The following is a 12,894-nucleotide window of genomic DNA, read 5'->3' as shown; positions in this document are numbered from 1 at the left end:
ACCCCGGCCTGGAGCACACCGGTTCCGGGCTCGGCTGCGCCGCCCCGGAATGACGATGTGGCTTGCTTGAAGCGGAGACCGCCGACCGTTGTCAGGGCTTCGGGGCGTCGGCCGGAGCCGGAGCCGGCGTGGCCGGGGCGGCGGCCGGGGCCGCATCGGCGGGTGCGCCCGCATCGACGCCATCGGCCGGGACCGGCGGCGGGGCTGCGGCGGTGCGCTCGATCTTGGCGTCCTTGCGCAGGTCCATGACCAGATCCGACTGCGCCTTCTGGACCACGTAGCGGGACACCTGATCCTTCACCTGGTCGAAGGCCGGGAAGCTCTTCTCGCGCTTGCCTTCGAGCTTGATGACGTGCCAGCCGAACTCGCTCTTCACCGGCTGCGACACCTGCCCGGGCTCGAGCTTGAAGGCCGCCTCGGCGAATTCCGGAACCATCTTGTCCCGGGTGAACCAGCCGAGGTCGCCGCCCTGGGAGCCCGGGTCCTTCGACACTTCGTCGGCCACCTTGGCGAAATCCTCGCCCTTGTTGACCCGGTCGAACGCGGCCTTGGCTTCGGCCTCGGTCGGCACCAGGATGTGGCGCGCGTGGATCTCCTCTTCGGGCTTCTTGGCTTTCGCAGCGTCGTCATAGACCTTGTGTTCGGCCTGATCGGTGGCGGCCGTCTTGGCGACGTTGCCGAGCATCGTCTCCATCAGGATCTTGTCGTGGTAATAGGCCATCTTCTGGGCGAATTCGGGCGTCTCGGCGAGCTTGTCCTTTGACGCCTGGGCGGCCACCAGCCGGAGGTCGATCAGGTAATCGAGCGCATAAGCGTCGCGCTGCGGGCCCTTCAACTGCGCCGGAAGGTTGGGGCCGAGGTCGTCGAGCGCCGTCTTCACGTCGTCGTCGCTGATGGTCTGGCCATTGACGGTCGCCAGCACCTTGGCGGCCCAGGCGGGTTGCGGGCTCGCAAGCCCGACCAGCGCCGTGGCGGCCAGGAGCCGGAAGGCCGCTTGAGCATTGGAGGTCATGCGCGAATCCAATCGAAAAGGGTCTGAGGTCGAGGTGCGACACGCAGCCCGTTGCCGCCTTTTTTGTGGCGCCCGGACCGGAACTTGCCTTGCCATGCCTCGCATTGACAAGAATTGGGGTGCCTCTTATCTGTCTTCCTGGTTCTTTGCCACCGGTTTCTCGCGCGGGACCGGCTCGGTTTCCTGGGTCACGACCTGGGGATGATGTCCGGGCCGACGCGACCCAGCGTGGCCGTGTTTTCGTCCCTTTGCGCGTAGAAGCTGGCCGGGCGGTTCGCCGAGGCGCCTGTTTGGTTTGCGGTTCGCGGCAGGCATCTCAGCCGCGCGAACAAAGGGGTTTGTTGCGGATGCTCGGCTCGATCGCCAAGAAGATTTTTGGCAGCGCCAACGACCGGCGCCTGAAGACGTACGCGCCCAAGGTCGCGGCCATCAATGCGCTCGAGCCCGAGATGGCGGCGCTGAGCGACGAGGCCCTGGCGGCCCGCACGCAGGCGTTCCGGGCCGAGCTGAAGGACGGCAAGGCCGTCAACGATCTGCTGGTGCCGGCCTTTGCGACGGTGCGCGAGGCTGCCAAGCGCGTGCTCGGGCAGCGCCATTTCGATGTGCAGCTGATCGGCGGCATGGTGCTGAACGAAGACGGCATCGCGGAAATGCGCACCGGCGAAGGCAAGACGCTGGTGGCGACCCTGGCGGTCTATCTCAACGCGCTCGCGGGCAACGGCGTGCATGTCGTGACCGTGAACGATTATCTGGCGCGCCGCGACGCCGAGTGGATGGCCCGTGTCTACGGCTTCCTCGGCTTGACGACCGGCATCATCGTGCACGGGCTCGACGACGACCAGCGCCGGCAGGCCTATGCGGCCGACATCACCTACGGCACCAACAACGAATACGGCTTCGACTACCTTCGCGACAACATGAAGTACGACCTCGCCAGCATGGCCCAGCGCGGCCACGCCTTCGCGATCGTCGACGAGGTGGACTCGATCCTGGTGGACGAGGCCCGCACGCCGCTCATCATCTCGGGGCCGTCGGATGACAAGTCGGACCTTTACAATTCGATCGACGCCATCCTGCCGGGCCTCGTGGCCGAGGATTACGAGGTCGATGAAAAGCAGCGCACCGCCAACCTGACCGAGGCCGGCAACGAGCACATCGAGGCCTTGCTGCGTGAGGCCGGCATCCTGACCGAGGGATCGCTTTACGAATCCAGCAACGCCACGCTGGTGCACCACGTCCAGCAGGGCCTGAAGGCTCACAAGCTGTTCAGCCGCGACAAGGACTACATCGTCCGCAACGACGAGGTCGTCATCATCGACGAGTTCTCGGGCCGCATGATGCCGGGCCGGCGCTATTCGGAAGGGCTGCACCAAGCGCTCGAAGCCAAGGAGCACGTCACCGTCCAGCCCGAGAACGTGACGCTCGCCTCCATCACCTTCCAGAACTACTTCCGCCTTTACAAGAAGCTCGCCGGCATGACCGGCACAGCCGCCACCGAGGCAAACGAATTCGCCGAAATCTACAAGCTCGACGTGGTCGAGATCCCGACCAACCGCAATGTGCAGCGGCTCGACGAGGACGACGAGGTTTATCGCACGGCGCGCGAGAAGCTGATGGCGATCGGCCGCGAGATCACGGCCGCCAGCGCCAAGATGCAGCCGATGCTGGTCGGCACCACCTCGATCGAGAAGTCCGAGCAACTCGGCGACCTGTTGGCGAGCCAGGGCTACACCCGTATCGACTTCACGGAGCCGAATGCGCTCGACAAGCTTTACGCGGCGGCCCGCACCGGCGTGCCGTCGAAGCTCTTCGCCATCCTGAACGCCCGTTTCCACGAACAGGAGGCCGGCATCGTGGCCGAGGCCGGCGTGCCGGGCGCCATCACGATCGCCACCAATATGGCGGGCCGTGGCACGGACATCCAGCTTGGCGGCAGCGCCGACATGCGGGTGGCCCAGGAGCTCGGCGCCATGGAGCCGGGCCCCGAGCGCGACGCGAAGGAAGCCGCCATCCGGGCCGAGGTGGCGGATTTCAAGACCAAGGCGCTCGCGGCGGGCGGCCTCTACATCGTCGGCACGGAGCGGCACGAAAGCCGGCGCATCGACAACCAGCTGCGCGGCCGCGCCGGGCGCCAGGGCGACCCCGGCCGCTCGAAGTTCTTCCTGTCGTTGCAGGACGACCTGATGCGCATCTTCGGCTCGGAGCGCATGGACGCCGTGCTGACGCGGCTCGGCCTCAAGGAAGACGAGGCCATCATCCATCCCTGGATCAACAAGGCCTTGTTGAAGGCGCAGCAGAAGGTCGAAGCGCGCAACTTCGACATGCGCAAGAACGTGCTGAAGTACGACGACGTGATGAACGACCAGCGCAAGGTCGTGTTCGAGCAGCGCCGGGACATGATGGCCCAGGAGTCGCTCGAAGAGATCATCGGCGAAATGCGGTCCGGTACCGTCGACGACCTGGTGACCAAGTTCATTCCGCCCGATTCCTACCCGGAAAGCTGGGACGTGGCGGGCCTGAAGGCCGCCATGCAGGAAACCCTCAACCTCGAGGCTCCGGTCGAAGACTGGGCCAAGGAAGAGGGCATCGGCGACGAGGAGCTGCGCGAGCGCCTGACGACCGCGGCCGATGCCGCCTATGCGGCCCGGGTCGAGAGCAACGGCCCCGACCTGATGCGCTATGTCGAGAAGCAGATCGTTCTGCAGGTGCTCGACCATCTGTGGCGCGAGCACATCGTGGTGCTGGACCACCTGCGGCAGGTGATCGGCTGGCGTGGCGTCGCCCAGCGCGACCCGCTCAATGAATATAAGTCGGAGGCTTTCGACCTGTTCAACGGGTTGATCGGCCGCCTGCGCGAAAGCGCGACCGCACAGGCCATGCGGGTCGAGGTGGCCTACGACCCGCCGTCCCAGCAGCTGCCGCCGATGTTCGCCTCGCACATGGATCCCCTGACCGGCGACGACGATGCCGCTGTGGCCGAAGCGGGGTTGCGGCTCGGCGGCCGCAATGCTGGCGCGCCGGTGCCGGGCTTCGGTGGTGGCACGATGGTGGACCAGCAGGGCGAGACGCTGGCCCGCGACCCCGACGATCCGGCCAGCTGGGGTCGTGTCAGCCGCAACGAGCTCTGCCCGTGTGGGTCCGGCAAGAAGTACAAGCACTGCCATGGCGCGATCGCCTGAAAGCGCGTTGCGCCTCTAAGCTCGCATGGGTGAAGCGGTAGGGCGGGTCATGGGCGGGGAGGGAAGCGGCTCGACCCTGACGCCGAAACGCCTCGGCGCAGTGGCGGGGTTCTGCGCGCTTATTTCGGTGCTGCCGTTCCTTTTCACGCCGCTGCCGATGATGCCCGACCTGTTCAACCACATGGCGCGCTATGCGGCGCTCTATGCGGACGGTGCGACGGCGTCTCGCCTTGCGGGTTATTACGAGGTCCATTGGACCCTCGTGGCCAATCTCGGCATGGATCTGCTCGTCTACCCATTCATTCGTGTGTTCGGCACATGGCACGGGCCGATCATCGCGACGGCCCTACTGCCGCCCCTGATGATTGGCGCGCTTGCGGCGCTCAGCAGGGCCGCCTGGGGGCGCATCGTGCCCACCTTCTTTCTCGCGCTGCCCTTCGTCTACACCTACTCGTTCCTGTTCGGCTTCACGAACTACCACTTGGCCGTCGCCCTCGCGTGCATCGTCACGGCGGGGTGGATCGCCTTGCCGGACCTGTCCGCGGCCCGTCGCTGGGTTGTGTTCGCCCCCTCCGCCTGCGTGGTGTGGCTCGCCCATCTGGCCGGTTGGGGTGTGCTGGTGGTGCTGGTCGGCGCCGCCGAAGTCGTGACAGGGTGGCGCCGTTCGCACGCGCCGTTCCCGACGCTTTGGCGCTCCGGCCTTGCCTGCCTGCCTTTGGCCGTGCCGGTCATCCCCATCGTGCTGCATACCGGTCCAGCCGGCATCGCCAGCGGCATGGGGCGGTTCTTCGATTGGCCGTTCAAGGAGCGCTGGCTCGCGTTCGTGCTTGCATCCGAATGGCAGCCGTTCGACCTCGCGTCCCTCGCGCTCCTGGTCGGTCTTGCCACTTTCTTGGTGATGACTGAGCGTGACGGCATCGAGCCCCGCCTGCTCGCCGGCGCAAGCGCCCTGGGAGCGCTGTTCCTGATCCTGCCGCGCAATATGGCTGGGTCGTCCTATGCGGATGAACGGTTGTTGCCGGTCGCCTTCATGGTGTTCTTCCTCAGCTTCGCGCCCCGCCGAAGCCAGGTCCAGGCGATCTGCTTCGCCTGCGGCCTCGCGCTCTTTCTGTCCCGCCTCGTGCTTTGCGCCGTCGGATGGCATGAGCGCGGACGCGAAGCGCTGGCGGATCTCGCCGTGCTGCGCACCGTGCCTGAAGGAAGCCGGATCGCCGTGTTCGGAACAGGCAGCCTGTGCGATCCCTGGCCGCTCGGCGGTTATGACGAACTCCCCAGCCTCGCCATCATGGACCGGCATGTCTTCGTTAACACGGTGTGGAACCAGCCCGGCACCACCCTCATGCGACCCGTCTACAACAAGGACTTCGGCTTCAACGAGGTCAATTCCAGTTACGAACGATCCGAGAGCTGCCCGATCGGGCGAACCGCTGACGCCTTCCTCGAGGCGCTGCCGCGGTCCAGGTTCGATTACGTCTGGACCTTCTCGGCCGCGTCCTTTGCTGATCCCGGCCTCGCATTCGTGGCCGCCGGGCCGAAGGCCAAGCTTTATCGCGTGCTGCGGTAGAACGGCGCGGCAGGCGCGCTCGACCAATCGGAACCGGTGGGCCCGGGTTGAAACCCGCCGCCCCGTGCTCACATAACGGGATGGTGGTCGTGCGACCGCTGTCCCGACCTCTGTCCGCGACGGTCTTCCGCCCGGCATGCTCGATTTCGATACGCTCCCGCAGCCACCCGATCGCGTTCAGCGCGACAGGGCGCGCGCCCGCTCAGCCAACGTCACGGCCGTGCTCGGGCCCACCAACACCGGCAAGACCCATTTCGCCATCGAGCGCATGGTGGCGCATTCGTCCGGCATCATCGGCCTGCCGCTGCGCCTGCTGGCGCGCGAAGTTTATAACCGGTTGATCGAGAAGGTCGGCGTCAACCAGGTGGCGCTGATCACCGGCGAGGAAAAAATCAAGCCGCCGCACCCTCGCTTCTGGGTCGCCACGGTCGAGGCCATGCCGCGCGATCTCGACGTGGCTTTCGTGGCCATCGACGAGATCCAGATCGCCGCCAATCTCGATCGCGGCCATACCTTCACTGACAGGCTGCTGCACCGCCGGGGCCGCGAGGAAACCTTGCTGATCGGCGCCGGCACGATGGAAAAGTCCATCCGCCGCCTGCTGCCCCAGGCCACGATCATTGAGCGGCCGCGCTTGTCGAAGCTGACCTTCGCGGGCGAGCGGAAGCTCAGCCGGATGCCGCGTCGCTCGGCCATCGTGGCCTTCTCGGCCGAGGAAGTTTACGCGATCGCGGAACTGATCCGGCGCCAGCGCGGGGGTGCCGCCGTGGTGATGGGAGCCTTGTCGCCCCGCACCCGCAACGCACAGGTGGAGCTCTACCAGAACGGCGACGTCGACTACCTGATCGCCACCGACGCCATCGGCATGGGGCTCAACCTCGATCTCGAGCACATCGCCTTTGCGGGCGACCGCAAATTCGACGGCTGGCAGTTCCGCCGCCTCAACCCGGCCGAGTTCGGCCAGATCGCCGGCCGTGCCGGACGCCATCTGCGTGACGGCACGTTCGGCACCACGGGCCGCTGCCCGCCGATGGACGAGGAACTGGTCGAGGCCATCGAGGAACACCGTTTCGATCCCGTCGGCATCCTGCAATGGCGCAACAGCGACCTCGACTTCTCGTCGATCCGAGGCCTGCAGGCTTCGCTGGAACGCATTCCCGAAGAGGCAGGTCTGACCCGGGCGCCGTTGGCCGAGGACGTGATGGTGCTGGACGTGCTGGCGCGCGACGTCGACGTGCAACGCCAATCGAAGACGCGCGCCGACGTGGCGCGGCTGTGGGAGGTCTGCCAGGTGCCGGACTACCGTAAGGTGTCGCCGGCTGCCCATGCGGAACTCGTCCACTCGCTTTATGGCTTCGTGGTGCGGGCTGGGCGCATCCCGGACTCCTGGTTCGCCACCCACCTGGACCACCTTGACCGAACCGACGGCGACATCGACACGCTGTCGCACCGCGTGGCCCAGACCCGCACGCTCGCCTTCATCGCCAACCGGCCCGACTGGTTGCGCGATCCCGAGCATTGGCAGGGCGTCACGCGTCAGGTAGAGGACAAGCTGTCGGACGCCCTCCACGAGCGTCTCACCCTGCGATTCATAGACCGGCGCACGAGTGTGCTGATGCGCCGGCTTAGAGAGAACGCGATTATGGAAGCGGAAATCACGGCCTCCGGCGACGTGCGCGTCGAAGGCCAACACGTCGGCTCGCTGCAGGGGTTCCGCTTCACGGCTGATCCCCAGGCTTCGGGTGAAGCAGCCAGAACGCTGAATGCCGCCGCCGCCAAGGCCTTGGCGAGCGAGATCGAGGCACGGGCCGGCCGCTTCGGCGAGTCCGTCGACGAGTCGATCGCGCTTGCCAACGACGGCACGTTCCGCTGGCTCGGCGACCCGGTGGCCAAGCTGACGGCCGGCGACAAGCTGCTGGCACCCCGGGCTCGGCTCCTGGCCGACGAGCACCTGACGGGCCCGGCGCTTGAGCAGGTGCAGCGGCGTCTCGATCTTTGGCTCACCCAGCACATCAAGAAGCTGCTCGGCGTCCTGATCGACCTCGAGACCGGCGAGGGCCTGGAAGGCGCGGCCCGCGGCCTTGCGTTCCAATTGGCCGAGTCGCTCGGCGTGCTCGAGCGCGCCCGCGTGGCCGAAGAGGTCAAAACCCTCGATCAGGCGGCTCGCGGCATCCTGCGCAAGCTTGGGATCCGGTTCGGCGCCTATCACATCTACATGCCGCTGTTGCTGAAGCCGGCGCCCCGGGCGCTGGCGTCGCAGCTTTGGGCCTTGCAGCATGGTGGCGTCGAAACCGCCAAGGGGCTCGACGAGGTGCCCTATATGGCGGCTTCGGGCCGGACGTCTTTCCCGGCCGACTCGGCCGTGCCGAAAGGGCTTTACCGCGCAGCCGGCTTCCGGGTGTGCGGCGCCCGCGCGGTCCGGGTCGACATCCTAGAGCGGTTGGCAGACCTTATCCGTCCCGCCATCGCCTATCGTCCCGGCATCACCGCGGGGGCACCGCCGTCCGGCACCGCCGACCAGGATGGCTTTATCACCACGGTGGCGATGACCTCGCTGGCGGGCTGCTCGGGCGAGGACTTCGCCTCGATCCTGCGCTCGCTCGGCTATGTGTCGGACAAACGCGCCGGCCCGGCCATCACGGTGCCGCTCATCGAGGCGGCCCCGACCGCGCCGCTGCGGCCGAAGCCGGCTGTCGAAACCGAGCCGAGCAACGAGGCCGAGGCGGTCGAAACCACGGACGCGGGTCGCGACCCGGCCGAGCCGGTGCCCGCGGTGCCGAACGAGGAGCCGCCCGCGACCGTTCCGGACGCACCGCGCGAGGAGCCTCCGCATCCGGACGAGGACGAGCCTCCGGCTTCGCCGGAAGATGAGCCTGATCCGATCAGCGAGCCGGATGGGCCGGATGGGGCGCCTGTGCCGATGCAGGCCCATTCCGATGCGGCTGTGGATGAGCCGCCGGGCCACGATGTCGTAGACACGCCGGAACCAGCTGTCGAAGCGGAGCCCGCTCAGGCCGAGGTGAACGCGACCGCGCAAGCGGAGCCTGACCTTGGCGGGGCGAGCCACGCAGCCGCTGAACCCGACCAGGCCGCGGATGTCGAAGCGGTCGCCGAGACTGCTGCGACGTTGGAGACCGAAGCGGCATTGCCGGTGGCGGATGCGGTCGAGGCCGAGCCGAGCGAGCCGGTGTTGATCGAGGTTTGGCGTCCGCATCGGGCCAACCATGGTGGGCAGCGACGGCAGGATCGCGGCAACGGTCGGCCCCAACAGGCGCGACGGGGCGGCGAGCATCGCGGCAATCGTGGTCCCGGCCAGCGGCCTGCCGAGGCTCCGGACGGCGCACTAGCTGTCGCGGCCCCGGTCGGCGAGCGTCCGCAGGACGGTGGTCGTCCGCGCCGGCCCGACCCAGCGCCGGGCGGCGGGCGCGGCCCGACCTCCGAGAAGCGGTTCGGCAACGGGCCCGGACCGCGCCCTGAGGGCGACCAACAGGCCGGCAAGGGGCGGCATGATCCGCGGCGCGAGCGCGGCGGTCGGCCCGAAGGGCGTCCGAATGCCGGCGGCAAGCCGGCGTCCTGGAGTTCCGCGGAGCCACGGCCGGCGCGGGAGCGTCAAGCCGATCCGAATTCGCCCTTCGCCAAGCTGGCCGCCCTGAAGGCGGACCTCGAGTCGAAGACCAAGAAGGACTAAGGATCGATGCGGCGGTTGGGGACGCACTCTGGGAACCCGCCGCCGCGCTCGGTTCGCAGGCCATCGCGCGCAGGGCGGGGCTAGGACGCATGGCGAGCCCCGCCGAACCCGTGCTGCCCGACCCGCGTCAGCGGCTCGACAAGTGGCTCTGGTTCGCCCGGGTCATGAAGTCGCGCACCGGCGCCGCCAAGCTGGTGGAAGACGGTCACGTGCGGGTCAATACGGTGCGGGTCGAGAACCCGGCCAAGGGGGTTCGGGGCGGCGACGTGTTGACGATCGCGCTTGATCGTCAGGTGCGGGTGCTGAAGGTGATGGGCCTCGGAGCGCGTCGGGGGCCTTTCGAGGAGGCCAGGCTGCTCTACGAGGATGTCGGGTCTCCTGGGGTGACCGAGGACAGTTTGTAGGTTTTCTAAAGCCGTGTCGCCCCTGCGCTTGCGAGCCGGGAGCATTTTAGCTAGGCAGCACGCTCGCGTCAGGCGTGGGGTCACGCCGAGGGAAGTACAATGCCTTACGTCGTCGTCGAGAACTGCATCAAGTGCAAGTACATGGACTGCGTCGAAGTTTGTCCGGTCGACTGCTTCTACGAAGGCGAGAACATGCTCGTCATCCATCCTGACGAATGTATCGACTGCGGTGTGTGCGAACCCGAATGCCCCGCCGAAGCCATCAAGCCCGATACCGAGTCGGGCCTCGAGCCCTGGCTCGAGTTGAACGCCAAATATGCCAAGAGCTGGCCGAATATTTCGGTCAAGAAGGAAGCGCCGGCGGACAGCAAGGAGTTTGATGGCAAGCCGGGCAAGCTCGAGGCTTACTTCTCGCCGAATCCCGGCTCCGGCGATTGAAGGCGGGCGGCTCGCCCGCCCCGGATCAGCATGAACGCTGCTGTTCTCACGCCACCTGACATCCGCGCCCGGAAGGGCGGTGAGCCACTCGTGTGCCTCACCGCCTATACGACGCCGGTGGCCAAGCTGGTCGACCCCTATTGCGACGTCGTGCTGGTCGGCGACAGTGTCGGCATGGTGTTGCATGGTCTGCCGTCTACCGTGCCGGTGTCGCTCGACATGATGGTGCTGCATGGTCAGGCTGTCCGACGCGGTTTGTCGCGCGCCCTGATGGTGGTGGATCTGCCCTTCGGCTCCTATGAGGAAAGCCCGGCCCAGGCGTTCCGCAGCGCGGCCCGGCTTCTTGGCGAGACGGAGGCCGGGGCCGTGAAGCTCGAAGGCGGCGTTGCGATGGCGGATACGATCCGCTTCCTGAACCTGCGTGGCGTGCCCGTGATGGCCCATATCGGCTTGACGCCTCAGGCCGTGAACCAGTTCGGCGGCTACAAGGTGCAGGGCCGCGGCGACCAGGCGACCCTGGTGCGCCAGGATGCGGTCGCGGTTGCCGAGGCAGGGGCGTTCGCGGTGGTGCTGGAGAAGGTGACGGACCCTCTGGCGCGCGACATCACGGCCGATTTGAAGATTCCCACCATCGGCATCGGCGCCTCGCCGGCCTGCGACGGGCAGATCCTGGTGGTCGACGACGTGCTTGGCCTGTTCACCGATTTCAAACCACGCTTCGCCAAGCGCTATGCCGAACTAGGTCGAATGGCCGATGCCGCTATAGCGGCCTATCGGGATGACGTGCGGGCGCGGCGTTTTCCCGGTGAAGAGCATGTCTTCGGCGATGCGCCACGCACCAAGGCCTAGGCGCGCATGAGCGTCCGCATCGTCCGAAGTTTGGCGGACCTACGCGGCCTCACGGCGCAATGGCGTCGCGAGGGCGCAACGATCGGCGTCGTGCCCACCATGGGGGCCCTGCATGAAGGGCACCTCAGCCTCGTGCATACGGCGCAGCGGCGGGCGACCCGCGTGATCGTCACCTTGTTCGTCAATCCGAAACAGTTCAACAGCGCCAGCGATCTTGCCCAATATCCCCGCACCGAGCGGGAGGATGCGGTCAAGCTCGCCGATACCGGCGCGGATGTTCTCTACGTCCCGGATGCCGACTCCATCTACCCGCCGGGGTTTGTCACAACCGTGTCCGTGGCCGGGCCGAGCCAAGGGCTCGACGGGGCGGCGCGGCCGGGTCATTTCGATGGTGTCGCTACCGTGGTTACGAAGCTGCTGTTGCAGACGGATGCCGATCTGGCGTTTTTCGGCGAGAAGGATTTCCAGCAGCTCCAGGTGGTGCGTCGCCTCGTGCGCGACCTCGACCTCGACGTCGCCATCCTGGGATGTCCCACGGTGCGGGAGGCCGACGGCCTCGCCATGTCGTCGCGCAATGTCCGGCTCAGTCCGACCGAGCGGCGGCTGGCGCCGCAGATCTATGCGGCCATGTTGGTTGCGGCCGAGCGGATCGCCTCGGGGGTGCCGATCGCGACCGTCTTGGAAGACTGCCGCGCCGCCTTGCTGGCGGGGGGATTCGGACCTGTGGACTACGTCGAGCTACGCGGGGCCGAGACCCTGGCACCCGTGAGATCGGCCCCTGTTGAGCCGGCCCGCCTGCTGGTGGCGGCCTGGTTAGGATCCACCCGGCTGATCGACAACATCGCTGTTGCAGCCCTCAATCGGACAGCTGACGCGCTTCTTCCGGCAGCATGATCGGGATTCCATCGCGGATCGGATAGGCAAGGCGCGCCTGCTCCGAGATCAGCTCCTGCTGGGCTGCGTCATAGCGCAGCGTCGTCTTTGTGACCGGGCAGACTAGGATCTCCAACAGTCGAGGATCGACCTTGAGCGCCGCCGTCGGGGGGCTCCCAGCAACTGGAACCGGATCACTCATCGCTCGAAAATCCTCATTGCAGGCCCGCGCTGTCGCCTTCGCGTCGGGCGAGCTCGATCTCGGCGATGGCGATCAGCACCTCGGCGCGGGATTTCAGGTCGGCCGCCTCGAGCAGCGCCTGCTTTTCGCGGGCCCCGAACGGACTCATCATCGACAGGGCATTGACGAGCGCCTCGTTGGACGCGCCGTCGATGCCGCGCCAATCCACCGTCAATTCATGCGCCTTCGCGAAATTGCGGAGCGTGCGAACCACGCTGTCCCGGTCAACATCGTCTTCGCCCTCGCCGGGCTCGAAATCGCTGCGGAAAGGCTCGAAATCCACGCGGCACTGCCGATACGGCGTATCGACCTCGAGTTCCTCGGCGATGCGATAGCGCGCCACGCCGGTCAGGGTGACGAGATAGCGGCCGTCGCCTGATTCGCCGAATGCCGTCAAACGACCCACGCAGCCGCACCCATAAAGGCCCGGGCGTGACGCATCGCCCCCCGCGGCACCTTCCGGCTGTACCATGCCGATCAGGCGGTCGCCGCGAAGGGCGTCGTCGATCATCTGAACGTAGCGCGGCTCGAAGACGTTCAACGGCATCTCGCCCCGTGGCAGCAGCAGCGCGCCGTCGAGGGGGAACACGGGGATCGTGGTGGGCAGGTCCTCGGGACCATCGTAGGACATGTTGATGCTCATGGC

The 12,894-nt window shown here is 67.1% G+C and carries 10 protein-coding genes; 7 read left to right on the top strand and 3 right to left on the bottom strand.

Annotation, left to right across the window (positions count from 1 at the left end; genetic code table 11):
* Window positions 1–91 precede the first annotated feature (91 nt).
* A complete protein-coding gene (locus tag P7D22_RS10550) occupies window positions 92–1,012 on the bottom strand; it encodes a peptidylprolyl isomerase (protein WP_319934190.1) in 921 nt (306 codons plus the stop codon).
* Between the two features lie 347 nt (window positions 1,013–1,359).
* Between P7D22_RS10550 and secA the strand changes: the two genes are divergently transcribed.
* The 7 genes from secA to panC all read left to right on the top strand — a co-directional run bounded on the left by secA (window position 1,360) and on the right by panC (window position 12,028).
* Window positions 1,360–4,191, top strand: a complete 2,832-nt coding sequence (gene secA / locus P7D22_RS10545) for a preprotein translocase subunit SecA (protein ID WP_319934189.1) — start codon at window positions 1,360–1,362, stop codon at window positions 4,189–4,191.
* 25 nt (window positions 4,192–4,216) lie between these two features.
* A complete protein-coding gene (locus P7D22_RS10540) occupies window positions 4,217–5,755 on the top strand; it encodes a hypothetical protein (RefSeq protein ID WP_319934188.1) in 1,539 nt (512 codons plus the stop codon).
* Between the two features lie 136 nt (window positions 5,756–5,891).
* Window positions 5,892–9,443: a helicase-related protein gene (locus tag P7D22_RS10535; RefSeq protein ID WP_319934187.1), complete on the top strand. Its 3,552-nt coding sequence runs from the start codon at window positions 5,892–5,894 to the stop codon at window positions 9,441–9,443.
* Window positions 9,444–9,532: 89 nt separating this feature from the next.
* Complete coding sequence (locus P7D22_RS10530; RefSeq protein ID WP_319934186.1) at window positions 9,533–9,847, top strand: RNA-binding S4 domain-containing protein; 315 nt, start codon at window positions 9,533–9,535, stop codon at window positions 9,845–9,847.
* A 99-nt stretch (window positions 9,848–9,946) separates the two neighbouring features.
* Window positions 9,947–10,285 (top strand): ferredoxin FdxA, encoded by a 339-nt coding sequence (gene fdxA, locus P7D22_RS10525; protein WP_319934185.1) that lies wholly within the window; start codon window positions 9,947–9,949, stop codon window positions 10,283–10,285.
* A 30-nt stretch (window positions 10,286–10,315) separates the two neighbouring features.
* On the top strand, window positions 10,316–11,134 hold the full coding sequence (gene panB, locus P7D22_RS10520) for a 3-methyl-2-oxobutanoate hydroxymethyltransferase (RefSeq protein ID WP_319934184.1): 819 nt from the start codon (window positions 10,316–10,318) through the stop codon (window positions 11,132–11,134).
* Between the two features lie 6 nt (window positions 11,135–11,140).
* A complete protein-coding gene (gene panC / locus P7D22_RS10515; protein ID WP_319934183.1) occupies window positions 11,141–12,028 on the top strand; it encodes a pantoate--beta-alanine ligase in 888 nt (295 codons plus the stop codon).
* Here the strand turns inward: panC and P7D22_RS10510 are convergent.
* On the bottom strand, window positions 11,991–12,209 hold the full coding sequence (locus P7D22_RS10510; protein ID WP_319934182.1) for a Trm112 family protein: 219 nt from the start codon (window positions 12,207–12,209) through the stop codon (window positions 11,991–11,993). The two genes, panC and P7D22_RS10510, sit on opposite strands and share 38 nt — an antisense overlap.
* Before the next feature lie 13 nt (window positions 12,210–12,222).
* Window positions 12,223–12,891, bottom strand: a complete 669-nt coding sequence (locus P7D22_RS10505; protein ID WP_319934181.1) for an LON peptidase substrate-binding domain-containing protein — start codon at window positions 12,889–12,891, stop codon at window positions 12,223–12,225.
* Between the last annotated feature and the right edge of the window lie 3 nt (window positions 12,892–12,894).

Origin of the sequence: Lichenihabitans sp. Uapishka_5 (assembly GCF_033947565.1) — a bacterium.
Taxonomy (GTDB): domain Bacteria; phylum Pseudomonadota; class Alphaproteobacteria; order Rhizobiales; family Beijerinckiaceae; genus Lichenihabitans.
Note: the sequence above shows the minus strand (reverse complement) of the source record. Positions and strands in the feature narration are given on the sequence as shown.

What these genes read in the sequence shown, in the direction of transcription:
- P7D22_RS10550 (WP_319934190.1), bottom strand. Translation starts at nt 1,012, where the DNA reads ATGACCTCCAATGCTCAAGCGGCCTTCCGGCTCCTGGCCGCCACGGCG.
- secA (WP_319934189.1), top strand. Translation starts at nt 1,360, where the DNA reads ATGCTCGGCTCGATCGCCAAGAAGATTTTTGGCAGCGCCAACGACCGG.
- P7D22_RS10540 (WP_319934188.1), top strand. Translation starts at nt 4,217, where the DNA reads ATGGGTGAAGCGGTAGGGCGGGTCATGGGCGGGGAGGGAAGCGGCTCG.
- P7D22_RS10535 (WP_319934187.1), top strand. Translation starts at nt 5,892, where the DNA reads ATGCTCGATTTCGATACGCTCCCGCAGCCACCCGATCGCGTTCAGCGC.
- P7D22_RS10530 (WP_319934186.1), top strand. Translation starts at nt 9,533, where the DNA reads ATGGCGAGCCCCGCCGAACCCGTGCTGCCCGACCCGCGTCAGCGGCTC.
- fdxA (WP_319934185.1), top strand. Translation starts at nt 9,947, where the DNA reads ATGCCTTACGTCGTCGTCGAGAACTGCATCAAGTGCAAGTACATGGAC.
- panB (WP_319934184.1), top strand. Translation starts at nt 10,316, where the DNA reads ATGAACGCTGCTGTTCTCACGCCACCTGACATCCGCGCCCGGAAGGGC.
- panC (WP_319934183.1), top strand. Translation starts at nt 11,141, where the DNA reads ATGAGCGTCCGCATCGTCCGAAGTTTGGCGGACCTACGCGGCCTCACG.
- P7D22_RS10510 (WP_319934182.1), bottom strand. Translation starts at nt 12,209, where the DNA reads ATGAGTGATCCGGTTCCAGTTGCTGGGAGCCCCCCGACGGCGGCGCTC.
- P7D22_RS10505 (WP_319934181.1), bottom strand. Translation starts at nt 12,891, where the DNA reads ATGAGCATCAACATGTCCTACGATGGTCCCGAGGACCTGCCCACCACG.